At 57.6% G+C, this 25,837-nt stretch carries 16 protein-coding genes; 12 read left to right on the top strand and 4 right to left on the bottom strand.

Annotated features, from left to right (window positions below; translation table 11 throughout):
- Positions 1-59: 59 nt before the first annotated feature.
- Positions 60-1,889 carry an alpha,alpha-phosphotrehalase gene (locus tag HMPREF2528_RS01530; RefSeq protein ID WP_070541803.1) on the bottom strand — a complete coding sequence of 610 codons (1,830 nt, stop codon included), beginning with the start codon at positions 1,887-1,889 and terminating at the stop codon, positions 60-62.
- Between the two features lie 415 nt (positions 1,890-2,304).
- Between HMPREF2528_RS01530 and ilvD the strand changes: the two genes are divergently transcribed.
- Both ilvD and HMPREF2528_RS01540 read left to right on the top strand, forming a co-directional pair.
- On the top strand, positions 2,305-4,149 hold the full coding sequence (ilvD, locus tag HMPREF2528_RS01535) for a dihydroxy-acid dehydratase (protein WP_070541807.1): 1,845 nt from the start codon (positions 2,305-2,307) through the stop codon (positions 4,147-4,149).
- A gap of 252 nt (positions 4,150-4,401) precedes the next feature.
- On the top strand, positions 4,402-5,436 hold the full coding sequence (locus HMPREF2528_RS01540) for a 2-oxoglutarate dehydrogenase (RefSeq protein ID WP_070541811.1): 1,035 nt from the start codon (positions 4,402-4,404) through the stop codon (positions 5,434-5,436).
- A gap of 130 nt (positions 5,437-5,566) precedes the next feature.
- Here HMPREF2528_RS01540 and HMPREF2528_RS01545 read toward each other — a convergent pair whose 3' ends face one another.
- Positions 5,567-5,845: a putative quinol monooxygenase gene (locus HMPREF2528_RS01545; RefSeq protein WP_044150828.1), complete on the bottom strand. Its 279-nt coding sequence runs from the start codon at positions 5,843-5,845 to the stop codon at positions 5,567-5,569.
- Between the two features lie 304 nt (positions 5,846-6,149).
- On the opposite strand from HMPREF2528_RS01545, the gene HMPREF2528_RS01550 reads away from it, so the two are divergent.
- Entirely contained in the window at positions 6,150-7,346 is a 1,197-nt protein-coding gene (locus HMPREF2528_RS01550) for an RNase H family protein (protein WP_070541814.1), read from the top strand.
- Between the two features lie 251 nt (positions 7,347-7,597).
- Here HMPREF2528_RS01550 and HMPREF2528_RS01555 read toward each other — a convergent pair whose 3' ends face one another.
- Positions 7,598-8,155, bottom strand: coding sequence for a hypothetical protein (locus tag HMPREF2528_RS01555; protein WP_005507226.1), 558 nt, complete (start codon positions 8,153-8,155; stop codon positions 7,598-7,600).
- A 62-nt stretch (positions 8,156-8,217) separates the two neighbouring features.
- Positions 8,218-9,696 (bottom strand): cardiolipin synthase, encoded by a 1,479-nt coding sequence (gene cls / locus HMPREF2528_RS01560; protein WP_070541817.1) that lies wholly within the window; start codon positions 9,694-9,696, stop codon positions 8,218-8,220.
- A 113-nt stretch (positions 9,697-9,809) separates the two neighbouring features.
- Here cls and HMPREF2528_RS01565 point away from each other — a divergent pair, with 113 nt between their 5' ends.
- From HMPREF2528_RS01565 to HMPREF2528_RS01605, 9 genes are all read left to right on the top strand, one after another.
- On the top strand, positions 9,810-10,481 hold the full coding sequence (locus HMPREF2528_RS01565) for a TetR/AcrR family transcriptional regulator (protein ID WP_230457276.1): 672 nt from the start codon (positions 9,810-9,812) through the stop codon (positions 10,479-10,481).
- Positions 10,482-10,613: 132 nt separating this feature from the next.
- A complete protein-coding gene (locus tag HMPREF2528_RS01570; protein ID WP_070541820.1) occupies positions 10,614-12,341 on the top strand; it encodes an MDR family MFS transporter in 1,728 nt (575 codons plus the stop codon).
- Positions 12,342-12,857: 516 nt separating this feature from the next.
- Entirely contained in the window at positions 12,858-13,853 is a 996-nt protein-coding gene (locus HMPREF2528_RS01575) for an ABC transporter permease (RefSeq protein ID WP_005507218.1), read from the top strand.
- Positions 13,850-14,851: an ABC transporter permease gene (locus HMPREF2528_RS01580; RefSeq protein WP_005507216.1), complete on the top strand. Its 1,002-nt coding sequence runs from the start codon at positions 13,850-13,852 to the stop codon at positions 14,849-14,851. Before HMPREF2528_RS01575 ends, HMPREF2528_RS01580 begins: the two co-directional genes overlap by 4 nt.
- Positions 14,851-16,944: an ABC transporter ATP-binding protein gene (locus HMPREF2528_RS01585; RefSeq protein WP_049359635.1), complete on the top strand. Its 2,094-nt coding sequence runs from the start codon at positions 14,851-14,853 to the stop codon at positions 16,942-16,944. Before HMPREF2528_RS01580 ends, HMPREF2528_RS01585 begins: the two co-directional genes overlap by 1 nt.
- A gap of 431 nt (positions 16,945-17,375) precedes the next feature.
- On the top strand, positions 17,376-19,076 hold the full coding sequence (locus tag HMPREF2528_RS01590; RefSeq protein WP_049353427.1) for an ABC transporter family substrate-binding protein: 1,701 nt from the start codon (positions 17,376-17,378) through the stop codon (positions 19,074-19,076).
- A 367-nt stretch (positions 19,077-19,443) separates the two neighbouring features.
- Positions 19,444-21,174, top strand: coding sequence for an ABC transporter family substrate-binding protein (locus HMPREF2528_RS01595; protein WP_070541823.1), 1,731 nt, complete (start codon positions 19,444-19,446; stop codon positions 21,172-21,174).
- A gap of 409 nt (positions 21,175-21,583) precedes the next feature.
- Entirely contained in the window at positions 21,584-23,284 is a 1,701-nt protein-coding gene (locus HMPREF2528_RS01600) for an ABC transporter family substrate-binding protein (protein WP_070541826.1), read from the top strand.
- A 443-nt stretch (positions 23,285-23,727) separates the two neighbouring features.
- Positions 23,728-25,437 carry an ABC transporter family substrate-binding protein gene (locus tag HMPREF2528_RS01605; protein WP_049357817.1) on the top strand — a complete coding sequence of 570 codons (1,710 nt, stop codon included), beginning with the start codon at positions 23,728-23,730 and terminating at the stop codon, positions 25,435-25,437.
- The last annotated feature ends 400 nt before the right edge of the window (positions 25,438-25,837 follow it).

Genomic DNA, 25,837 nt, shown 5'->3' on the forward strand with positions numbered 1-25,837 from the left:
GCCAGGTCGGTTTATATTGCCCTTATCCCACACGTTAGGGGAGGGGCATACAGTAGCTTTTAGCCCTCAATCAGCAGCGCCAGAGCCTCATAGGGGCGCAAGCTCAGCGTCACCGTCTCAGCCGAATCAGATACGGCAGAATCGACCGTAGAATTCTTGTAATTACACACCAGCACGCGACCGGAACGAACGAATTCAGCCGGAACCTCAACCTCGGTCGGCTCACCGTAGAAGTTCGTCAGCACCAGCAGGCGCTGCGCCGGGCTACCGTTCTCAGCACTAGCCTCAGCCGGCAGCTCACGCAGGTACGCAAACACCCGCTCGTGATCCAGCGCGTAGGGCGCGTACGAACCCGCAGAGATGACCGGGTACTGCTTACGCAGGGCAATCAGGTTGCGGTAGTAGGGCAGAATCATGCCGTCGCGTTCCTCATCTTCCACCGAAATACCGGCACCGGTCGCCGCATCACGAACCGGGGCGGGAGCCAGCCACGGCGACGTGGAACCAAACCCGGCAATCACCGGATCCGCGGTCCACTGCATCGGCACACGCGAATTATCGCGAGCCTTCGACGCCACAATCTCCAGGGCCTGCTGCTCGCTCAGACCGCGCTCACGCAGCATTGCGTAGGCGTTGTGCGCCTCCACATCCACATACTGCTCGATCGAGGAGTAGACCGGGTCAATCATGCCGATTTCCTCGCCCTGGTACACGTATGGGGTGCCGCGTAGCAGGTGAATTACGGTCGCCAGCATGGTCGCCGACTCGGCACGGTAACGCTCAACGTCACCAAAACGGTTCAGCGCGCGCGGCTGGTCGTGGTTATTCCAGAACAGCGCGTTCCAGCCGCCGCCGGCCTGCATACCCAGCGCCCACTCGTTCAGGATTTGCTTCAACTCGGCAAAACGGAACGGCACCTTCGACCACTTCTCGCCGTTCTCGTAGTCCACCTTCAGGTGGTGGAAGCTGAACACCATGTCTAGCTCGTGGTTTACCGGGTTGGAGTAGCCCACGCAGTTTTCGATGCTGGTCGAGGACATTTCGCCCACGGTCACGGTGTCATCATACTGACCGAACGAGGCGCGGTTCAGCTGCTGAATGCGAGTATGCACAATCGGGGTGTCGGTGTATTGTGCCTTGTCCACGGTGCCTTCGGGGGCGTCGAATAGCTCTTCACCCTTACCGATGACGTTAATGACGTCGAAACGGAAGCCGCGCACGCCCTTCTCGTACCAGAAGTTCACGACCTTAAACAGCTCGTCGCGCACAGTCGGGTTGTACCAGTTCACGTCCGCCTGGGTGCGGTCGTACAGGTGCATGTAGAACAGGGGAGTGCCGTGCTCATCCGTGTACTCGCCAAAGCGGGACCAGCAGGAGCCGCCGAACTTCGACTCCCAGTTGGTCGGTTCGCGCAGCTGACCGTCCTCGGTGTATTTGCCGGGGCGAATGTAGAAGTAATCCCAGTACTCGCGCTCACCGGCGAGCGCACGCTGGAACCACTCGTGCTCGGTCGAAACATGATTGAGCACCATGTCGAACATGACGCCCACACCGTGCTTGGCAAGGGCGGCAATCATCTCTTCGACGTCCTTCATGGTGCCCAGGTCGGGGTTGATGGCGTAGTAGTCGGAGATGTCGTAGCCATTGTCGTTCTGCGGGGAGGCGAAGAACGGGTTGAACCACACCATGTCCACGCCCAGAGAAGCAATGTAGGGCACCTTCTCGATGACGCCGCGCAGGTCGCCGTAGGCGCCACCCGCCGCGGAGTATAAGGACTTTGGGTATACCTGGTAGATTACGGAGGACGCGAAATCTTTGCCGCCTGCCGGGGTGGTTGCCGGGCTGGTTGCCGGCGTGAGGGTGAGCGATGCGGTGGGTGCCTGTGTCATGGAAACCTTCTGAAACGTAAGCAGGGTTCAGCGTGTATAAAAGCGTGTATAAATCAGTGTGTTGGAAACGAACCGCGCCGGTGCTGCGTGTGCTGCTACGTATGCACAGCGAGGCCCGTACGCGGCAGGCACAGCGGCCCGCCGCCTCCCGGTGCGTTCGCCGACTGAATATCGCCGCCCGGAACCTGGGCTCATTCCAGATTAGGGGGCATAATGGGGTGATGTCCCCCGTCTACCCCAAAGGGGGCAATTCTGCCGCAGATCCGGCACAACCCCCGTGGCCTCAACCCTCCCACCGATAGGCGGTTGCAGGCTCGTGCGCGTTTCGATGCATGAAACCAAAGTGACCCTGAGCTGAAGAGCGTTGGACGCCGCGCGTAAAATCAGTACTTGCATCACTACGGAAGGTAAAACAATGCCAGAACTGCGTTCACGTACTTCAACTCACGGCCGTAACATGGCTGGTGCCCGCGCCCTGTGGCGTGCCACCGGCATGGGCGATGACGACTTCGGCAAGCCCATTATTGCTATCGCGAACTCCTTCACCCAGTTCGTGCCCGGCCACGTGCACCTGAAGGACATGGGTGAGCTGGTCGCCGGCGCGATTCGTGAGGCTGGCGGCGTCGCCAAGGAATTTAACACCATCGCTGTTGATGACGGTATCGCGATGGGTCACGACGGTATGCTCTACTCGCTGCCTTCCCGCGATCTGATTGCAGACTCGGTCGAGTACATGGTCAACGCGCACCGTGCCGACGCGCTGGTCTGCATCTCTAACTGTGACAAGATCACCCCCGGTATGCTTCTGGCGGCTATGCGCCTGAACATCCCCACCATCTTTGTCTCTGGCGGCCCCATGGAGTCCGGCGAGGGCATTGAGGGTATTGTTGAGCACCGCCTCGACCTCATTGATGCCATGGTGATGGCTGTTAACGACAGCGTCAGTGACGCTGCGCTCGCTCAGGTTGAGAAGAACGCCTGCCCGACCTGCGGTTCGTGTGCGGGTATGTTCACCGCAAACTCCATGAACTGCCTGAATGAGGCGATTGGCCTGGCGCTGCCCGGTAACGGCACCACCCTGGCTACTCAGGTGGCTCGTAAGGAGCTGTTCCTGGACGCTGGCCGCCGCATCGTGGAGCTGGCTAAGCGCTACTACGAGCAGGATGACGAGTCGGTTCTGCCCCGCTCCATTGCGACCAAGGAGGCGTTCGAGAACGCTATGGCGCTGGATGTGGCGATGGGCGGTTCGACCAACACCGTGCTGCACACCCTGGCGATTGCTCACGAGGCGGGCGCTGACTTCACCCTGAAGGATATTGACCGTATTTCGCGTCAGGTTCCCTGCCTGGCGAAGGTTGCCCCGAACTCCACTAAGTACCACATTGAGCACGTGCACCGTGCCGGCGGTATTCCTGCCCTGCTGGGTGAGTTGAACCGTGCCGGCCTGCTGCACAAGAACGTTCATTCTGTTCACGCTGACTCGCTGGACGAGTGGCTGGACGAGTGGGATATCCGCAGCGGCAAGGCGAGCGAGAAGGCGAAGGAACTGTTCCTCGCTGCTCCCGGCGGCGTGCGCACCACTCAGGCGTTCTCCACCGCGAACAAGTACGAATCCCACGAGACCGACGCCGAGAACGGTTGCATCCGCGCCGTGGAGCACGCGTACACCAAGGACGGCGGTCTGGCGGTCCTGTACGGCAACATTGCCCAGAACGGCGCGATCATCAAGTCTGCTGGTATTGATGAGGAGCTGTTCCACTTCAAGGGCCGCGCCTTCGTGGTCGAGTCGCAGGACGAGGCTGTGCACGAGATTCTGTCGAAGAACGTGAAGGAAGGCGACATTGTTGTCATCCAGTACGAGGGTCCGAAGGGTGGCCCCGGCATGCAGGAAATGCTGTACCCGACCTCCTACCTGAAGGGTCTGGGCCTTGGCAAGAAGTGTGCGCTGATTACTGACGGTCGTTTCTCCGGTGGTACCTCGGGTATTTCTATCGGTCACGTCTCCCCGGAGGCGGCTGCTGGCGGCGCGATCGGCCTGGTGCAGACCGGTGACGAGATTGAGATTGACGTGAACAACCGCATCCTGCGTGTGAACGTTTCGGATGAGGAGCTTGCTGCTCGCCGCGAGGCGAAGGGCGCTACACCGTGGCGTCCGACCAAGCCGCGTGAGCGTCAGGTATCGAACGCCCTGAAGGTGTACGGCATGCTGGCTGCTTCGGCTGATAAGGGCGGCGTGCGCATCCTGCCCGAGGACGCATAAGCCCCTCACGTATCGTGTGAGAATTTAATATCTTGCCCTGATGGGCTGGCGCCCCGTTCCGCGGTTTTTCTGCGGGCGGGGCGCTGTTCTTTGTTCGCGTATTTGTTTACCGTCGTGGGATACCCGGTGCGGCGTATTGCCTTGTCAGTTGCGGTGCAGTAGGGTGTAAGAAGGTATTTAGGTACCCGATTCACCGACTCAGCACAACCACTCAAACACAACGCAATTCGCAACCCTCACAAGGACGTATTCATGGTTACCCTGCCCGCACGCGCACAGCGTGCTTTTACTCGTCGTGCCCTGACGGCTCTTGCCTGTATCGGTGCGCTCGCTTTGAGCTCTTGCTCTGCTCAGCCGCAGGCTGATGATTCTGAAACCGCCCCGATGATGGTGGCGACTTCTTCTGCGCCCGTTGATGCAAAGACCCTGTTCACCGCGGCGGATGGCTCCTGGAAGCCGAATACTGTGCAGATCTCTGCCGGCCTGGATTCCCCGGTAACGTACGACTCGGTAGCGACCCCCACGGATGAGCCGAGCACGGACGCCGAGTACGAGGCGGCATACGCCTCGGCGAGTGGCTCTGCGAACACTATTGATGCGGGCACCCGCTGCGGTGTGACAAGCCTGCTGGGTGGTTCCGCCGGTATTTACGTGTATGACGGTTCGGATTGTGCCAAGGCTCAGGAGGCGGTGCGCCTCTTCAACAGCCGCAAGAACCAGGACGGCGCGGCGAGTGTTGAGTGGTACCAGTGCGCTACGAAGGTGCAGGGCCGCGACTACATTACGGGTGCCTGCTTCACGCAGGGTGGTAGCGTTGAGAAGCCGCGCCTGGCGCTGATTCCGGCACAGACCCGCATGCTGTCGGGTACGCTGACTTTCGCTGAAGCGTACGGTGGCGGCACTTTCGGTCAGGGTGATTCTGCGAAGACTGTTGAGGCGCTGCGTTTCACCAGCCCGGACTCTAAGGTCGCGTGCTCGGTGACCCCGTCGGGTGTGGACTGCCAGGCGATGGTGGGCGTGACCCTGGAGGGCTGGGATGCCGCATCCGGTAAGGCGCAGCAGCGCGTGCACATGGTGCAGGGCCAGGCGCCCGAGGTGAGCCTGGTCGGTCAGACCGCCACCCCGGAGCCGGTGAATACTGAGGGCATTGTTGCCCTGTCTACCGGTCAGGTGGTGACTGCGTACGGTTACACCTGCAAGTCGGTGAATACCGGTAAGGTGCATTGCGTGAGCGCGACGAATGGTTTCACACTTGATTCGATGGAGGTTGGCGTAGAACGCCGTTAAACCGAGAGCGCTGCTAAACCGAGAATGAAGGCGCGCTGCGAGTAGCTGCTCTCGCCTCCATAACTGACATGCGAAGGTGCCCGGCACCCCTCACTTAGGGGGTGCCGGGCACCTCGGTCTTTAACGTCGTTTAGCGGAAGTTGACGATGCGAACGTCCAGCTCGGAGGAGAGCAGCGGCTCCCATGCGGCGACAGCCTTCTGGAAGTGTTCGGTGCCCATGTGCTTTTCGAGCAGTTCCTGGGATTCCCAACGCTCGATGAATGCGAAGTCGGTGTCGGAGACGGCACCGAAGTCGTAGCTGACGTTGCCTTCGTCCTGGCGGCTTGCGGTCACGAGCGGTTCGATGGTCTTGAGGAATTCTTCGACGTGCTCGGGCTTGACGGATACTCCGGCGTAGACACCAATCATGGGGCTCTCCTTGTGGGGTGGTGCGGCGGTTGCCGCGTCGTATATGACTCTTTTACCGTACACCTTTCCCCGCGCCTCGGTGAGGTATGCGCGGGGGTTTCTCGCGCTGTGTTGTGCGCTGTGTTCTGTACTGGGTTTTGTGCTGTGCCGGCGTGAGAGAGGAATTGCGGTGATCCATTCGCTAACTGTAAAAAAGGTGTTTTATATTTGCGTGCCCCTTTCTTTTCGACCTATAAAAGAATGAGGACGATACACCGCATGAATGGAAGGAGACGCGGTATGGCACACATGGGGGGTGACACTCATGGGATTTTCACCGGCGCATATCAAACGATGCACCCTGACCTGGGAGGCGCCCGACTATAGCGCCTCGTACCCTGCCGGGTACACGGATCAGGGCGTTGCTGTGATTGCGGTGGCTCAGGAGCATCGTAAGGCGCAAGGTTTTTGTTATTCGGCGTTGTCGACGGTGGTTTTTATTTCTAAGCAGGACGGCACCCGCACCGTGGTGAATGAGGAGCCGATGCTTTTCACTCACGTTCATTCCCTCATGGAATGCTGTGATGAGGTGCATCCGCGTCTGCTGGGTCGTGCCGTGCTTTCTGCGTGGGATGTGGTTCCTGAGCAGTACCGTCAGAACCTGGTGACGATTGCTGCGGACCGTAAGAATCTGAAGCAGCTTTTCCGTGATTGCGACCAGTTGAAGGGGATTATGGAGTACCGCGCCTTTGAGAAGGTGCTGGACCCGTACGATAACCATTCTTTGGGGGAAGTGCATGTGAAGCTTGCTGGCACGCCCGCGTATGAGCGGATGCAGGCTGAGGTGTGTGCGGCACGTACCGCCGTGGATGAGATGGTGGAGGAGGCGCTGACCCCTCGACCGCTGGACCAGCTGCAGGACTATAGCGTTTTCACGGATTGTTCGTTCCGTTCGACTCACAATAAGAAGTATCAGCGTGGCGGCCGTATGGGTATCGCCGGCGTGAGTGAGGACGGCTTCTATTTTCATACCCACTATGATGGCGTGAATATTATGACCGGTGAGCTGTCTGCGATGTTGGCGGCTTATACGGTGTTCCATAGCGGTTCGCGCCGCCTGATTATTCATACGGATTCTTTGGGTGCGTTGACGTTTGTATTGCGTTTGGCGCATAGCCGTTGGGCTTTTGAGGCGTGGGTTTCTGAGGGTATTCAGGATGAGCGCGTGGTGGCTCAGATGCGTGCTTTGACGGAGGCTATCCGCGAGAAGCGTGTGCTGGTGAAGCATGTTCCGGGCCATACGGGCCACGGTTTGCAGGAGAGTAGCGACTCTGTGTCGAAGATGCATCGCCATTTTCCGGGGCAGATTGTGGATAAGCGTCATCAGAGCGAGTTTAATCAGCGTTGCGAGTCGATTATTACTGCTTTGTCGGGTTGTGCGAAGGCTGTTCGCCTGCTTGCGCCGGAGTGGTTGCAGATTAAACCTTCTTCAATCCACACGGGAAACCGTTTATGGCGCTAAACTAGTCCAGGGTAGAAATGAACGCGCGATACATTCGCTGCATACGAAGGTATGCGATGTCGGAGGTGTCGCGTGTTTCTTTTTGCCCTTTTGCCTTCTCCGCATGCGCTTTTACGAGGCTCACCTGTAGCGCTGCTCTAGCTTGTAGCCCCGCGCATCCTGCAATGGTGCGTGGGAAAAGAATGCGGGGGAAACGAAAGCTCCCCCTGAGCGTCGAATCAATCGAACTCAGGGGGGGGGGAGCTTTTAGGTTATTTACCAGCGTGGGTGAACATAATCTTCACAATCGCAAGAACAATAACGGCGAGGGTGAGCCACACGGCGCTTCGGACAGTACGCCAGCAGATTGGCTCGCCGCGGTAGCGAGCAATCGCGAAGTTGAGGGTAAAAATACGCCACACCACGGTCACAAGACAGAGAATAATAGTGCAGTCAAAAATGATGTCGTAGGTGCCGCCGGGCGGTAGGAATGTCGCCAGAATCAGGAGCGCCACGGGGTACACGGTCGTACCCAGAATAGGGCTCGCGTTGCCCAGCGCGTGCTTGACGAAATCTCGCGGCGGGGTGCCGCCGTGCAGCACCCGGTACTCCTGCATTTCTGAGATGACGTGGGCAATGTAGGTGGTCAGACCGGTACCCGTAATGTAGAGGATTGCGGTGCCGTCAAAGATCGCGTTCGCGTCGTGAATGCTCAGCAGAGCCGCCAGCACCAAGAAATTACCGTAGGTGTACGCAGAGATACGGTGAGCAACGTCGTGCGCATCGAGTTCAGCGAATTTACGGCGTGCTTTACGGAATAGAAGGGGCATTCGATAGTCCTTTGGCGGGTGCGGGGATGAAAACTCAGACCCCCGAGTGTGTGACAAATAGCTTAGAGGAGCGATGACCACAGTCGGCAGAGGTTCTCCACCATCTTGATGCGGCGCGGGCGCTCCGCCCACTGGGTGTACAGCAGCTCGGTGCAGACCTGCTCGTATTCGGCGCATACTTCATCCAGCATCGCGACCATGCCGCGGTCAATGACGAACGTTGACACTTCCATGTTCAGTGAGAAGGAACGCGGGTCCATATTGGACGAGCCAATGAACGTAATTTCGTCGTCGACCATCATGAACTTGGAGTGCAACACGGTCGGGCTGGGGTACTGCAGAATACGCACACCCGCCTGCAGCAGCTGCTCGTAGTAGGAACGCTGCGCCATGTTCGGCAGGAACTGGTCGCCCTTCTCGCACACAATCACGGTGGTTTCAATACCGGAGTAGGCGGCGTTCGTGAGTGCCTGCAGTAGGGTCTCTTCGGGCACGAAGTAGGGCGAGCAGATGGTAATACGCCGCTCGGCGTTGTAGATCAGGTAGTTAATGAGGCGCAGGTTGTTTTCGGTTTCAAAACCGGGGCCGGAGGGCACAACCTGGGCGCGCATCCCATCCTTGTAGTAGGGGATATTGGTGTTAATTTCTGCCAGGATCAGCTGGTTCGTTTCGGAGTACCAGTCGGAGACGAAAACGGCGTTGAGCTCTTCAACGATGGGGCCGGTGCAGGAGAAGGTCAGGTCCTTCCACTCCAAGCCCTTCTTAATGTTTTCGGGCATGTCGTAGGAGCGGTGAATAGCGTTCTGCGAACCGGAGAACGCGACGCGTCCGTCCACGACGAGGACCTTGCGGTGGTTACGCAGGTCGGGTCGCTGCCACTTGAGTTTCCACGGTTTGAGCGGCAGCATGAGGCGCCACTGCATACCCGAGTCGTTGAGCATTTTCACGAGTTTCTTATAGGACGGGTATTTGCGGGAGCCGATGTGGTCGAGGAGTACGCGCACCTGTACACCGCGTTCGTGGGCTGCGAAGAGGGCGTCCCAGAGGACTGCGCTCGCCTCGTCGTAGGCGGTGATGTAGAACTCGAAGTGCACGTATTTGGTGGCGCGGTCGACTTCTTCCGCCATGGCGACCATTGCCTCGTGGTTGTCGGTGTGGAGGGTGAATTGGTTGCCGCCGACCAGGGGGAGTGAGCCCAGGGTGTAGTTGAGCTGGCTGGCTACCTTTGCGGGGTCGGAGAGGTCGTCGGTGCGGGTGAGGAAGGGCTTGTTCTCGCTGACTTCGCGGATCAAGTCGTTCATGGCGTGTTGGCGTGCGCGGCGGTAGGCGGGCAGGCGCGAGGAGCCGAAGACGAGGAATGCGATGAACCCTACGAAGGGGATGAAGAAGATGGCCATGAGCCAGCCCAGGGCAACCACGGGTTTGCGGTTGTAGGGGAGCCAACAGAGGGCTGCGAGTCGGATGAGGATATCGGCGATGCCGAGTGCGAGGCGTAGCCAGTCTGGCAGGAAATCGAGATAGGCGGGGGCAAACAAGTTCATCCCTCTATTATGCCGATGTTTTGTGTGGGGCTGGAGCTTAGCTGGCTATGCTGTGGGCCTTAACGCCAAAAATGCACTTGAGCATTGTGTGCAGTGATGAAATAATTGCAGTTATGCAGAAAAAGGAACAGAGCCTTCGCGAACGCCGCCGCGAACAAACCTGGACGGCAATCCACGAAGCAGCCCTCAAACGCGTCCGCGAACACGGGATGCGCGGAACCACCGTTGAAGAAATCGCCCAGGAGGCGGGCGTCTCCCCGCGTACCTTCTTCAACTACTTCCCCTCTAAAGAGGATGCCGTCCTGGGTCTGCGCGAACCGGTGGTCAGCGAGGAAATCCTCGAAACAGACCGTGCCCACGAGGATGACAACACGATCATTCGTGTAACCCACCTTCTCTGGGAGGTCATTTTCCAGAGCTTCCACTACGCCAAGGGCAAGGACCCTCGAGCTCCCTATCAGGAGTTCCCCGAGTCCGCGAAACGAATGAAGATGCACTACATGAAGTGCGAACAGGTGCTCACCGAGTACCTGAACACCATCGACTGGGTGGCTTTTGATGCTGCTGGTCGCCGCGGCCCCTTCCCGCGCCGAAACCCGGCTGACCCGCTGACCGATCACTTCCGCGAGCGATCGCGCGCAAAGGTCCAGCTTGCCTCCGCGGTGCTTCGTCAGCTGGAGTTTGCCCGCGACCTGGAAGACAAAGAGGATATCGCCCGCCATATCCGCCAGACGGTGAAGACCTTCCAGTTCCTGCTTTTTGAGCAGAACCGACCGGCAATCTAGCGGCGGTTCACTGCTACAAATGACAAAAGCCCGCCGGAAACCGAATCGGAGGCCCCGAATCGAGGTAACCGAATCCAGAGCCCGGCGGATACTCACAACAGACATATATAGAACGTAACTAAGGATTAAACGATGAGTACAGAGGAAAAGAATCTACCTCAGCCGCCAGCCGGTGAGGCTAAGCAGGAAAGTAAAAACCGCATCCGCGCCATGTTCCTGGGCCTGGTCATTGTGATGCTCATGTCCTCGCTGAACCAGACGATTCTGGCGCCGTCGCTGCCCACGATCGTTGGTGAGCTTCACGGCGTGGAGCACATGAGCTGGGTGATTACCATTTTCATCCTGCTTTCGACGATTACGATGCCGGTCTACGGCAAGCTTTCTGACCAGTTCGGACGCAAGCCCTTCCTGATTTTTGCGATTGTTGCTTTCATGGCGGGTTCGATTGTTGGTGCGCTCGCTCAGGACATGAACTGGCTGATTTTTGCTCGTGCCCTGCAGGGTCTGGGCGGTGGCGGTCTGATGATTCTTTCTCAGGCTGTGATTGCTGACGTGATCCCTCCCCGCGACCGCGGCCGCTACATGGGTATTATCGGTGGCGTTTTTGCTTTCTCGTCGGTGGCTGGTCCGCTGATTGGTGGCTGGATTACTGAGGGTCCGGGTTGGCGTTGGGCGTTCTGGCTTAATCTGCCGTTGGCTATTCTGTCGATTCTTGCGGTGATTTTCTTGCTACCGCACCGCCCGTTCCGTGACCGTGAGAAGCACAGTATCGACTACCTTGGTTCGCTGATTCTGATGGCGGGTACGAGTGCGCTGGTGCTTGCCACGATTTGGGGTGGCAACCAGTACGAGTGGACCTCGCCCGAGATTATTGGTCTGCTGGTCTTCTCTGTGGTTGCTGCGCTGGTGTTTATCCCGGTGGAGAACCGTGCGGCTGAGCCGGTCATGCCCATGTACCTGTTCAAGAATCGTAACTTCCTGCTGACTCTGGGCGCTTCGCTGGCGCTGGGCGTGGCAATGTTCGGTGCGGTGGAGTACATCCCGACTTATCTGCAGATGGCGCTGGGTGTGAGCGCTACGGTGGCCGGTCTGCTGATGATCCCGATGATGGGCGTCATGCTGGTGGTGTCCATTGTGACGGGCCGCGTGGTGTCGAAGAGCGGTCGCTACAAGCGTTACGTGACGAGCGGTACCGCGATTGTGGCGCTGGGCCTGTTCCTGCTGTCGACCGTGACTATTGAGACTCCGACCTGGCTGTTCTGTGTGTACCTTGCGGTGATGGGTGCCGGTCTGGGTATGTCCATGCAGTTCTTGACTCTGATTGTTCAGAACGCGTTCCCGGTGAGCGTGGTTGGTACCGCGACGGCGTCGAATAACTTCTTCCGTCAGGTGGGTGCTACTGTGGGTGCCTCGCTGGTGGGTGGTCTGTTTACCTCGCGTCTGACCTCGCTGATTTCTGAGCGTATGCCGCAGCAGGCGCTGCAGTCTTCAGGTAGCCATGCGTCTTCGTCTCTGACTCCTGAGCTTGTGGCGTCTTTGCCGGAGCCGGTGCACGGCATCATTGTGAATGCCTATAACGATGCGTTGATTCCGCTGTTCCTGTACCTGGTGCCGCTGGGTCTGGTGTCTACGCTGCTTCTGTTCTTCATTCGTGAGGATGCGCTGGCGACGACCCTGGAGACTGAGCCGGCTGTTGATATTGCTCGTGCGGCGACTGGCGCGATTCCGGTGATTACTCCGGAGATGGCTGCTAAGGACGCGCAGGCTTTGAAGAGCATGCACGGCTCTGCTCGTGCTCGTATTGATGAGTCGTTGAGCTCGGAGGCTTCGCCGGATTCGGAGCCTAACGCTAAGAGCTAGGGTCTTAGCACTAGATGCGGAGGCGTTGCCTTCCTATATAAGTGGCGCCCCGGTGCGAGTCGTGTGCTCGTGTCGGGGCGCTGTTTTTGGCTGAGTTGCCTTAAATAGCGCGCTTAAGAGGTGTGCCTTAGTGCTTGGTTTAGGGGTTGGAAGTGTTGGTTTAGTCCCTTAAATAGTGGGTTTACGTGGTGTTTTGCCCCATTAAAGCGCTTATCGAAAAGGTTATTACGTCCCTATGTCGAGAGAATTGTTTCCGATGTAAAATTTTCGTAAAAATTGTTAATCCGCCCCTTTTCCCCGGTATTCCGGGGCATTTTTTTACCCAGCTCCCTTTTAGCTTGCATACAGGCTGTTCTAAGGGGTGAAAGTGCCCAATGTGGGTTTGGTGGAAGTGTTACAGGCTATATAAGATAAAGTACATATGCTCCTAGTGACAGTCATCACGAAGCAGTGCACTGGGACAGCATGACACACATGCCTTAACACCGACATCTACACAAGGAGGGGAACCGTCCCATGTTTAGGTACATCCTCCAGCGATCGCTGACGTACCTCGTCATGGTCTTTATTACGACCACGATGGGTTACTTTGCAGCGGTTACTGCCCTGAAGCCTGCCCTCTTGGAGCAGGAAAAGGTTCCGAAGCCTAGCCCCGAGCAGGTGAACCGTAACTTCGCATCCCTGGGTCTCGATCCCGAAATGAACCCCTGGGACCGCTACGTTCAGTGGCTGACCAATGTGGTCACCAAGTTCGATTGGGGCCGTAGCCCCAACGGCGCGTACATTAACCAGGAATTTGGCCAGCGCGTGTGGGTTTCTACCCGCCTGCTGCTGGTGGCTACCATTCTCTCGATTGTGATTGGTATTGCCCTGGGTGTGTACTCGGCAGCTCGCCAGTACAAGTTCTCTGACCGTGTTATCACCGGTTACTCCTACCTGGTCTACATCATCCCCGCTCCCGTTGCTTACTTCGTGGTGCAGCAGGGCGCGACCACTATCAACAACATCGCCGTTGCTAATGGTGGAGAGAAGATTTTCTATGTGACCGGTATTTCGACTCCGGGTCTGACCGGATTCTGGGAAATCACCATGGATATGGCGGCGCACTACGTCGTGCCGACCTTCTGTATGACCATCTTCGGTTGGGCTGGTTACCAGATTGCACAGCGTCAGTACCTGCTCGATAACGTGAACGCTGACTTCGTGCGTACCGCTCGTGCTAAGGGCTTGACCCGTAACCAGGCGATTACTCGCCACGCACTGCGCGTCTCCTTCATCCCCGTGGCACAGTCCATCGCGTACCAGATTCCGATGATTTTTGCGGGTGCATTCTTCGCCGAGACCGTCTTTGCATGGCCCGGTATCGGTAAGTGGTCGATTGACTCCATTTCCGCGCAGGACGTGAACGCTGCGACCGTGACCCTCGCGTACGGTTCTGCACTGTTCGCTGTCGGTGCGATCATCGCTGATATCGCTACCACCATCGTCGACCCCCGAGTGAGGATCTCATGAGTCAGGTAACTGCAACTTCCTCCGTACCGGTGGTACAGGAGAACGGTGACTTCAAGGTCATCAACAAGAGCGTTATTATTCTGCGCCGCTTCCTGCGTAACAAGGCTGCAGTCTTCGGTCTGTGCGTGTTCATCGGCATGGGTCTGTTCGGTCTGTTCGGTAAGTACCTGACCAAGTACAAGCCCAACGACATTGACTACATGGCGCTGGGTGAAGGCCCCTCGGCCGAGCACTGGTTCGGTACCACCATCGCGGGTAATGACGTGTTCGCCATGATGTCTGAGGCCGTCTGGACCTCTCTCCAGATTGGTGTGGTCGTCGGTTTGGCCACTGTGTTCATCTCCGCAGTTTACGGTTGTGTGATGGCGTACTTCGGTGGCTGGATTGACAAGATTATGCTGTTCATCCTCGAGACCCTGATCATGGTTCCCTCGCTGCTGATTCTGGCAATTCTGATTAACGGTCAGGTTGGTAAGCAGATTCAGAAGAGCGTCCCCACCTGGGTTCTGCTCTCTGCAGTGCTGATTGCCTTCGGCTGGATGGGTAGCGCCCGTGTTATTCGTGCAATGGCGCAGTCCCTCATCAACCGCGACTTCGTGAAGGCTGCACGCTACATGGGTGTGCACCCCTTCAAGATTGTGATGCGCCACCTGGTTCCGAACATTGGCTCCCTGCTGGTTCTGAACTTCACCAGCGGCATCATGGGCGCTGTGCTCTCTGAGGTCGCTTACTCCTTCATCGGCATCGGTATTAAGTACCCCAACTACTCGCTGGGCTCGCTGATTTCGGATGCTTCGCAGCAGATTAACACCCTGCCGCACATGTTCTGGTTCCCGGTTCTGTTCTTCTTCCTGCTGGTTGGTCCGCTGGCCCTCATGAACGACGGTCTGCGTGACGCATTCGACCCGACTTCGATGTCGGTCGGTAAGATCAAGAAGTCCAAGAAGAACGAGAAGGCAGAGGCACCCGCTGCCGCTGCAAAGGAGGCGAAGAACTAATGAGTACCTCTCCCGTTCTGAGCGTTAAGGACCTCAACGTCCGCTTCAACACTGAGAATGGCGTCGTGCACGCTGTTCGCGGTGTGAACTTTGACCTGTACCCCGGTAAGACCCTGGGTATTGTGGGTGAGTCCGGTTCCGGTAAGTCCGTTGCTTCCATGGCGATCATGGGCCTGCACCCGACCACCGCTGACATCACCGGTTCGGTTAAGTACAACGGCACCGAGCTGCTGGGTCTGAGCGATAAGGAAATGTGCGCATACCGCGGCAAGGAAATCTCTATGATTTTCCAGGATCCGCTGTCCTCGCTGACCCCCGTGTACACCATTGGTGACCAGATTGCTGAGGTGCTCAAGGTCCACAACAAGGGCATGAGCAAGCAGGCTATCAAGGACCGTTCCATCGAACTGATGCGTATGGTGGGTATTCCTTCGCCGGCTGACCGCCTGCGTTCCTTCCCGCACGAGTTCTCCGGTGGTATGCGTCAGCGCATCATGATCGCTATGGCGATTGCGAATGACCCCCGCGTGCTCATCGCCGATGAGCCCACCACCGCACTGGATGTGACCATTCAGGCGCAGGTGTTGGAGGTTATGCAGAAGGCTCAGGAAGAGACCGGCGCAGCGACCATCATGATTACCCACGACCTCGGTGTTGTGGCTGGTATGGCTGACGACATTCTGGTGATGTACGCCGGTAAGCCGGTGGAGATTGCTAAGGCAGAAGACCTGTACAAGCATCCCTCCCACCCGTACACCATCGGTCTGCTGGGTGCGGTCCCGCGTGTGGACCGTTCCGAGAAGGTCTCCCTGGTACCCATCGAGGGTACCCCTCCGAACCTGATTAACCCGGTGACCGCGTGCTCCTTCCGCCCGCGTTGCCCCATCGCTAAAAGCGGTGGCCAGTGCTGCCAGGACTCCAACGGCGAGCCCGATCTGCAGCTGCTGGAAGGCGTTGGCGAGGGCCACTACTCCTCCTGCACCATCTCTCAGGAGCTGGTCGGTAAGACCGCAGACGAGCTGTACCCGGTTCCGGAACCCCCGGTGTCGAAGTACGACGGCATCCCGCGTGAGGAGCGTGCCCCCGTCCTGGAGGTCCGCAACGTCAAGAAGCACTTCCCGCTCATGAAGGGTGCGCTGATTAAGCGCCGCGTGGGCACTGTGAAGGCTGTGAACGGCCTGTCCTTCGACATTCGCGAGGGCGAGTGCTTCTCCATCGTGGGTGAGTCCGGTTGTGGTAAGACCACCACCCTGCTGGAAATCATGGAGTTCAACAAGAACACCGACGGTGAGATTCTGATTAACGGAACCTCCACCAAGGACGGCAAGTCCGCAGGTGAGATTCTTGAGCTGCGTAAGAACCAGCAGATGGTGTTCCAGGACCCCACCGGTGCTCTGGATCCGCGCTTCACCGTTTACGAGGTGCTGGCTGAGCCCCTGGAAAACCAGGGCATGAACAAGGCAGACATCAAGAAGCGCGTCATCGAGCTGATGCACATTGTGGGTCTGCAGCCCGACCACGTGAACCGCTTCCCGAACCAGTTCTCTGGCGGTCAGCGTCAGCGTATCGGTATTGCTCGTGCGCTTGCCGTTAACCCTAAGCTCGTGGTTCTGGATGAGCCGGTGTCCGCACTGGACGTGTCCGTCCAGGCTGGTGTGATCAACCTGCTGGAGGAGTTGCGTGCAAACCTGGGCCTGAGCTACCTGATGGTTGCTCACGACCTCGCGGTGATTCGCCACGCATCCGACCGCGTTGCAGTGATGTACCTGGGTCGTATTGTTGAGATCGGTGACGTCGACCAGGTGTTCGACAACCCGATCCACCCGTACACCCGTGCACTGCTCTCGGCGATTCCGGTTCCGGATCCCGAGGTTGAGGCAAAGCGCCACCGCATTATGCTTGAGGGCGACCTGCCCACTCCGGTGAACGCGCCTAAGGGTTGTGGCTTCTCGAGCCGTTGCCCGGTCTTCAAGCTGCTGCCTGAGGACAAGAAGCGTCGTTGCCTGGAGGAGATGCCGGAACTGACCCCCGTTGAGGGCCAGGATCACGGTTATGCTTGCTACTACCCTGAGGCTGAGGCCGCTACGGTGTAGCTCTAGAGTCGGCTGAATAAGTCGCATGTGTGCCGAGGGGCGAATATTCGTTGAATATTCGCCCCTCGGGTTTTTTAATGCCCGGTACTGGTGAGGCGCGTGCAGCTTGAGATTGTCACCTGGTGAGACGGCGGGAGCCTCAGAATGTGGCGCTTGGCACTGAAACCAGCAAGAAAACAGGAAAAACTGCACTGACTAGGCGTAACCTTTCTCACCATTCAAGATATGAATATTTATAGGCGAGCTTCTATACCGCGGGTAAGCCATAATTAAGCCTGTGGGTGCGCCGCTAGGGGCGTGCCTCAAGGAACACATTCATAGACCGGCACTAATTCATCGCTCACCGCACCCTAATTGCGGCGCATGAGCAGGGAATCCTTGACGCTTTCCTGCGGGATTATTGAGGGTCAAACGTATAAGAGGACACTCTCATGGAGAAGAATTTCATCCTGAACCGTCGTACCGTTCTCGGTGGCGCTGCAGCACTGGGTACCGTGGGCGTACTGGCTGCGTGCGGCTCGTCCAAGGACTCCAAGGCAACCACCCAGGGTGCAACCGTGGGCACCGATGCCAAGGAGCTTTATGACCTTGCTGAGGCAGCTGTATCTGAGCTGAAGGATGGCGGCACTCTGCGCCTGGCTATTCCCGGTATTGGTCCGGACTTCAACCTTTTCAGCGCGGACGGCAACTCCCTGTACACCCAGACTGCTATGAGCCCCGTGGCTTACGCAGGCCTGTGGCAGGGTGACCCCATGGGTAAGCGCACTCTGGCTCCCGATTTCGCGAAGAGCTTCGATGTTTCCGAAGAAAACGGTCTGCCCGTTGTCTCCATTGAGCTGAACCCCCAGGCTAAGTTCAACGACGGTACCCCCATCGACTACAAGGCTCTGCAGGCTACCTGGGAGGTCCTCAAGAGCACCGATGGCGGCTACAAGATTGGTACCAGCGGCATCTACAGCAGCATTGCTTCCGTGGAGCGCGACGGTGATGACTTCAAGGTGAAGGTAACTTTCTCCGCACCTTACTACCCGCTGGATACCCTCTTCGCTGGCATTATGCACCCGGCTCTGCTGGACAAGGAACTCTTCAACACTGGTTTCGTTGACAAGCCGCACCCCGAGTACTGGGTTGGCCCCTTCACCATTGCTGAAGGTGGCTGGAACTCCACCGAGAAGACCCTGACCCTGACCCGCAATGAGAAGTGGTGGGGCGAGAAGCCCGTTCTGGAGCGCATCGTCTTCCGTCAGATGGATACCGCTGCTGAGCGCGCGGCATTCAAGAACGATGAGCTTGACGCGATTGGCGCTACCACCGCTTCTGCATACAAGGAGCTCAAGGAAGTTGCTAACACCGAGATTCGTCGCGGTGCTCGCCTCTTCGCCGGCGGTCTGACCATGAACCCCGCCCGCATGCAGGATGTTGCTCTGCGTCGCGCTGTGGTTGTTGGTCTGAACCGTGAGGCTCTCGCTAAGGTTCGTTTCCAGGGTCTGGATTACGAAGAGAAGCTCCCCAACTCGGTTATTCATATGCCCTTCACCGAGTACTACCAGGACGACTACCCGACCCCGAACAACGATGCTACTGCAGCATCCAAGATTCTGGAAGAGGCAGGCTACACCAAGAACGGTGAGTTCTACGAGAAGGACGGCAAGCAGGCTGCCTTCAAGTTCTCCATCTTCGGTGAGGACCCCACTGCCAAGGCTGTCGGTCAGACCCTGGTTCAGCAGCTGAAGTCCGTCGGTATTAATGCTGAGCTCGACTCCCGTGCTGTGAGCGAGTTCAACAAGACCATGGCATCCAAGGATTACGACGCAACCTCCTCCGGTTTTGCTCCGACCTCCCCGGATGCTACCGAGGCTACCGAGCAGTTCTACATGCGTCGTAAGCCCGAGGAAGCCGGTTCCGATGAGATCAATGAGATGATTGCAAAGATGAAGCTCATTGCTGACGACAAGGAACGCAACCGGGCTTGCAGCGAGATCGAGAAGAAGCACCTGGCTGAGTTCGCAGTGCTGATTCCGCTCATCAACGGCCCCGAGTACAAGTTCGTGAAGAAGGGTCTGCGCAACTACGGCGTGTCCCTCTTCCAGGGCACCGGTATTCACTGGCAGAAGGTTGGTTGGGCTAAGTAAGTCCTTATCCCTTCACCTAATAGGTGAATAGTCTAGAGCTACTGAAAGTGTCCACCCGGATTATCCGGGTGGACACTTTTTGCATATCTGGAGGAATTGCTTTGGGCATTTTGTGTACCGGTGCAGGGGAGCGGTGGCATAGCTATCCGGCAAAATCCGAAAAATTCGCACAAAAACAGCGTATTCATGGTATGAATATTCAAAAAACACGATAAATATTAAGAAATATTGTAAAAATGCTTGGTTTTTGCTCCCGAGGCGCGCTACAGTGGAGTTATACAAAATTATGCAGTGCTCTGCATAAATAATCATTACTTCGGGGATACGGGATACACCCGCCCACACAAGACAGAAGGAAACCACTCCCATGACCGCCAACACCGCATACACCGCGAGTAGCCACGAAGCGACCAAGAACAGCTTCAGCCGCCGCGCCCTCATTGGCGGCACTGCGGCTCTGGGAGCTGTAGGTCTGCTCAGCGCCTGCGGCAACGGCAGTGCAAGCTCTGAAAAGACCAAGGCTGCCGGTGCCGGTGCCAATATCGAAGACCTCTACAATATCAACGCTCAGGACGTGAACAGCCTGAAGAAGGGCGGCATCCTACGCCTGCCCGCCGGATCTATCGGTCCGAACTTCAACTTCTACACCCAGAGCGGTAACACCAGCGATAACGTCAACGTTATGAGCACCATCAGTCAGGCTGGCATGTGGAACCTCGACTTTGATGGCACCTACAAGCTGAACACTGACTTCGCTGTCTCCTTCGAACACAGCAAGAAGGGCGACAAGATTCAGGTTGCCGTCAAGCTCAACCCCAAGGCTGTCTTCAATGATGGCACCCCCATCACCTACAAGGCGCTCCAGTCCACCTGGAATATCTTCAAGAGCCTGGACAACGGCTACAACATTGTCTCCAGCGGCATCTACGAATTCGTTGAATCCGTAGAAAAGGGCGAAGACGACTACAGTGCAACCGTCACCTTCTCCAAGCCCTTCTACCCGCTGCAGAGCCTCTTCTCTGAGATTCTGCACCCCGCCCTGGAGGATGTTGAGCTCTTCAATAACGGCTTCGTGGATGCGCCCCACCCCGAGTACTGGGCTGGCCCCTTCACTCTGGCGGATAAGGGCTGGGACTCCACTGCGAAGACCTTCAGTGTTGTACCCAATGACAAGTGGTGGGGCGCCAAGCCCCTGCTGGACAAGATTGTGTTTACCCAGATGGAGTCCAGCGCTGCACGTGCCGCGTTCAAGAACGACGAAATTGACGCTATCGGTGCAAGCACCTCCTCCACCTACACCGAGGTGAAGAACGTGGCAGGTACCGAACTGCGTAAGGGTACCCGCCTCTACGCCGGCGGCCTGGATATTAATCCCCGCCGCGTCAAGGACGCTGCCCTGCGTAAGGCAATCTTCGTCGGCACCAACCGTGAAGCACTCGCAAAGATTCAGTTCCAGGGTCTGCCCTACGAGGAAGCTATCCCCGGTTCGATGATTCACATGCCCTTCTCGCCCTACTACCAGGATTCTTACCCGACCCCGAATAACAGTGTCTCGGAGGCGCAGAAGATTCTGGAGGCCGCCGGTTACACCAAGAACGGCGACTACTACGAGAAGGACGGCACGAAGGCTGGCTGTGCAGTGGTGGTCTTCGGTGACGATCCGACCAACAAGGGTAAGGCTCAGACCTTCACTCAGCAGATGAAGGATGTCGGCATTGAGATCCGGATCGATCAGCACGCCGATAGTGAGTTCGCCACCATTCTGGGCAACTGGGACTACGATATTTCCTTCAGCGGCTACTCGGTCTCTGCTGACGCAACCGAGGGTACCAAGCAGTTCTACTACTCCGAGAACAACGAAGGTATCGGCAGCAAGGAAATCGATGCCCTCATCGACGCCATGACCCTCATTGAGGATGACAAGGAACGTAACCTTGCCTGTAACGAGATTGAGAAGAAGCACATGGCTGAGTTCGCCTTCCTGGGTACCATTACGAACGGCCCTGACTTTGTGATGGTCAAGAAGACCCTGGCTAACTATGGCCCGCACCTGTACAAGTCGATGGACTGGACTGCTGTGGGCTGGATGAACTCCTAAAAGACGCCTGCCCTACGAGCGGGTCGAATGTGTATGTGCACATTCGGCCCGCTTTGCTGTGCCCGCTGGCTATTTCTTGAGGTGGGGGAGGGACGTTGCGCGAAGGGTGGTGGGGTTGTGCCGACATGGATTTAGGCCTGCGGCCTTAGGGTCGGGCGTAATAATTAAGAAATATTTATCGTGTTGCGCACTTGTGGTGATGCGTGTGGTGTACACTACTAAAAAATATTAAATGTGGCTTAGAACATAGCTTTAGGTCACATTATTTTGCATGGCTTGACCTGCCCGCCCATCACCGCAGATGGCAGACGCTCCTGTAGGCGGAAACCCCGCCTCCAGAGCACGCGAGCCACCCACTTTACACTGCAAACACTGCATCAGTGCAGTCCACACCCCCAAGGAGCCCGTCATGAGCCCCCACCCCATCCCCTCCCTCTCCGGATTCAACCCGATCATGAGCCGCCGCGTACTGTTCGGCGGCGCAACCGCCGTCGCTGCTGCCGGCGTACTGAGCGCTTGTGGCTCCTCGTCCCCCAAGACCGAGCACAAGGCAAGCGAAACCCCGTTCTATGAAATCAACGAGCAGGATGCCTCGAAGCTCAAGCAGGGCGGTACCCTGAACCTGAGCACCTACTCCCTGGGCCCGGACTTCAACCGCTTCTCCCAGAACGGCTCGAGCACCTCCGTCTCCGAAACCATGGGCGTTATCGCCGGTGCCGGCATCTGGCGCAGCACCTACAAGGGCGAAGACGAGCTCGACCCCAACTACTGCCTCGGCTTCGAAGCTAAGGAAGTAGACGGCAAGATCACCGCAGAGGTTCGCCTGAACCCCAAGGCAGTCTTCAACGACGGCACCCCCATCGACATCGACGCCCTCAAGGCAACCTGGCAGATCCAGCGTGACCCCGACGGTGAATACAAGATTGCCGCGGCAGGTATCTACGAGTACATCGAAAGCGTTGAAGCTATCGATGGCGACCGCTACCACGCACGCGTTGTTTTCAAGACTGCGCACAACCCCGTCAAGGGTCTGCTCTTTGGTGGAATCCTGCACCCGGCGATGCTCGACGTAAACCTCTTCAACGAAGGCTTCGTGGACAACCCCCACCCCGAGCTCGGTTGCGGCCCCTTCACCCTGGCACCCAACGGCTGGAACTCCTCCGAGAAGACCTTCACTGCTGTGCCCAACGACAAGTGGTGGGGCGAGAAGCCCAAGCTGGACCGCATCGTCGTGCGTGAAATGGCAGACGCCGCAGCACGCGCCGCGTACAAGAACGGCGAACTGGACGTCGTCGAGTCACGTACCCTCAGCGCCTACAACGAGATGAAGGACGTTGCGAACTCTGAAATCCGCCGCGGTCGCCGCCTCTTCGCCGGCGGCATGAACCTGAACGCAGAGCACATCACCGATGTTGCTGTCCGTAAGGCAATCTTCCTGGGTATCGACCGTGGTGCTCTGGCAAAGATTCGCTTCCAGGGTCTGCCCTACGAAGAAGAAGTTCCCGGCTCGATGCTTCTGTTGGGTTCCTCCCAGTACTACCGCGACAACTACCCGGCACGTAACCCGGAGGAAGCACGCAAGGTCCTGGAGAAGGCAGGCTACACCAAGTCCGGCGACTTCTACGCGAAGGACGGCAAGACCATCACCCTGAAGCTGACCACCTTCGGTGATGACGCCACCACCAAGGGCCAGGCACAGACCTTCATCCAGAGCATGAAGGAAATTGGCATTAACTTCGAGCTCGATTCGCGTGCACAGTCTGAATTCTCGAAGGTTGTTGGTAACCGCGAGTACGACGTAAGCATTTCGGGCTTTGGCGTAACCTCCGAGCCGACCAGTGCTGCCGAGTACTTCTACCACTCCAAGAACTGGAACGGCGTCGGCACCCCCGAAATCGACGCTATGGTCGACGAGATGGTCACCATCCTCGATGACGCTAAGCGCGCCGAGAAGTGCAACGAAATTGAGAAGAAGCACATGAGCGAGGTTTGCCTCTTCATCCCCTTCCTCAATGGCCCGGACTTCAAGGCATGCCGCCCGAAGCTCGCTAACTACGGTGCGTTCCTCTTCAAGACCACCGACTGGTCTACCGTCGGCTGGATGGCATAAGCCGCAGTTTTAAGCTCCCTGCCCCCTATACGTTTTCGCAGTGTCGTATAGGGGTAGGGAGTTTTTTCTTGTGGAGGGTTCAGCGCGCTTTAGCTGCCCCGACGCTGTGCTTGTAACTTGTAACAACTCTCAAAGCACCGGGTGTGACGCGCTCGCGCGCCAATGCGACATAATATTTCATTTTTTAGTTTTCGCACGCGGCTTCCGCGTGATGATGCGGGTTCAGGTGCTGAACCCGTGATTTTTAGACGGTGTATAGTTCTTCCAGAGTCTGGACTGTGGTCTGCGTCGCTTCTTTTGGGGGTATACTGTGTTTCAACCACAAACAATGTGGGGGCTCTCACAAAGGTGACGGGCGGGAGCTTCGGCGCTCCCGCAAAATCGGCGCACAACACGGTGCGCTTATCAAATAGCACCTGAGCCCTCCGGCATGAGGAGAATACATGACTCATCTACGTATTAATCGCCGTACCCTGCTGACCGGCACCGTTGCCCTGGGTACCGTCGGCCTGCTCGCTGCATGCGGCGGCGGCTCTGACAAGAAGATCAGCGGTAAGGCTGCATCAAGCACCGAGGAAATCGTCAAGAACCTCGAAATCAACAAGCAGGACCGCTCCTCCCTCAAGCAGGGTGGCGAGTTCCGCGGTAGCGTCTCTGCAGTCGGCCCGAACTTCAACATTCTGACCCAGAGTGGCTACACCACCGCGAACCTCACCGCATTCGGTGGCCCCTGCAACATCCCCTCCGCTATCGGCTTCACCTCCCTGAGCCCTGCTGGCGAATACAGCCTCAACGACGACTATGTCAGCGACTACAAGGCAGAGACCGTTGGCGGCGTGCAGACCATCACCTTCAAGCTCAACTCTAAGGCCGTCTTCAACGACGGCACCCCCGTTGACGTTGAGGCAATCCGCGCCGCGTGGACCGTCTACCGCAACCCCGATGACGGCTACAACGTCATCGCAACTCCCTTCTGGCAGCAGGTGGCGTCCATCGACCCCGTGGATGGCGACAAGACCCGCGTCAAGATCGTCATGTCCAAGCCCCTGTACCCCGCTGAGACCCTCGGCCTGCTCGGTCTGCACCCCGCACTGACCGACAAGGAGCTCTTCAACAACGGCTTCGTGAACAAGCCCATGGATCAGTACTGGTCCGGCCCCTTCAAGATTGGCGAGTGGAACTCTTCGGCTAAGACTCTCACCCTTGTGCCCAACGACAAGTGGTGGGGTGAGAAGCCGCTGCTGGACCGCATTATCTGGCGTGAAATGGGCGACGAGGCAGAGCGCGCAGCGTTCAAGAATGGCGAGCTGGACAGCATTGGCTTTGCTGGCCTGGCAACCTACAACGCTGTCAAGGGTCAGCCCGGTGTCCAGATTCGTACCGGCCAGAGCCTCGGCGTGATTAACCTGCAGTTCAACCCGACCCGCGTGACCGACACCGCCCTGCGCCGTGCAGTCTTCGCCGCGGTTGACCGCTCCCAGCTGGCTAAGGTCAAGTTCGGCCAGATCAACTGGGAAGAGCCCCTGACCGGCTCCATGATTGCTATGCCCTTCCAGAAGGGCTACCAGAACAACATGCCGTCCAACCCCGGCGCCGAGGCTGCGGCAAAGATCCTGGAAGCAGCAGGCTACTCCAAGTCCGGCGACTACTACGCCAAGGACGGCAAGACTGCAGGCTTCTCCATCACCTACTTCGGTTCGGATGCAACCTCTCTGGCTCAGTTCCAGAACCTCGAGCAGCAGCTCAAGGCGGCAGGTATTAAGCTCGAGCAGGACAACCAGCCGCAGTCCCAGTTCAACTCCGTGATGGGCGCTAAGCAGTACGACTGTGCCTTCTCCGGTTGGGGCATTGGTGCTGACCCCGCCGACAGCGTTCAGTACTTCTACACCAGCGAAATTAACGAGGGTGTGGGCGATCCTGAGCTGGATAAGTACATTGCCTCCATTTACGAGAAGGAATCCCACGAGGAGCAGTTGAAGATGGCTGCTGAGGCTGAGAAGCAGCACATGGAGAAGGTCGCTATTTACTTCCCCTACGCTAACGGCCCCAGCTACGTAGCTGTGAAGGAGAAGCTGGCTAACTACGGTCCTTCCCTCTTCGCAACCAGCTACACCGACCCCAAGCGCTGGGTCAATGTGGGTTGGCAGAACTAAAGCCACATGTTAATTTTCTGGATTCCTATTCGGTAGTTGCTGAATTTTCGGAGGCGCCGGTATAAGGCTCTGGAGGGTAAAGTCCCGCGGTATTCCGCCTCAGTGGCGGGGTACTGCGGGGCTTTTCTGTGTTTTTGATGGGGGGTTTGTGGTGGGGTGGTTTCGGGAATTGGCTGAAATATTTTCCCTAAAACGGTGAACTAGGTCATAGTGCGTGGGAAATGTGTGTATACTAATCTCAATGCAAAATGTGCGTGCTGTCACAAAGGTGTGCGGGTTGTGTTCCCCCGCGTACAGCAAAGCAGCATCCCACCTAACTGAGGAAAACTAATGACCACTTTCACCCTCAACCGTCGTACCCTGCTCACCGGCACCGTTGCCCTGGGTACCGTCGGCCTGC

It is taken from the genome of Rothia sp. HMSC078H08 (genome assembly GCF_001808955.1).
In the GTDB taxonomy this organism is placed as follows: domain Bacteria; phylum Actinomycetota; class Actinomycetes; order Actinomycetales; family Micrococcaceae; genus Rothia.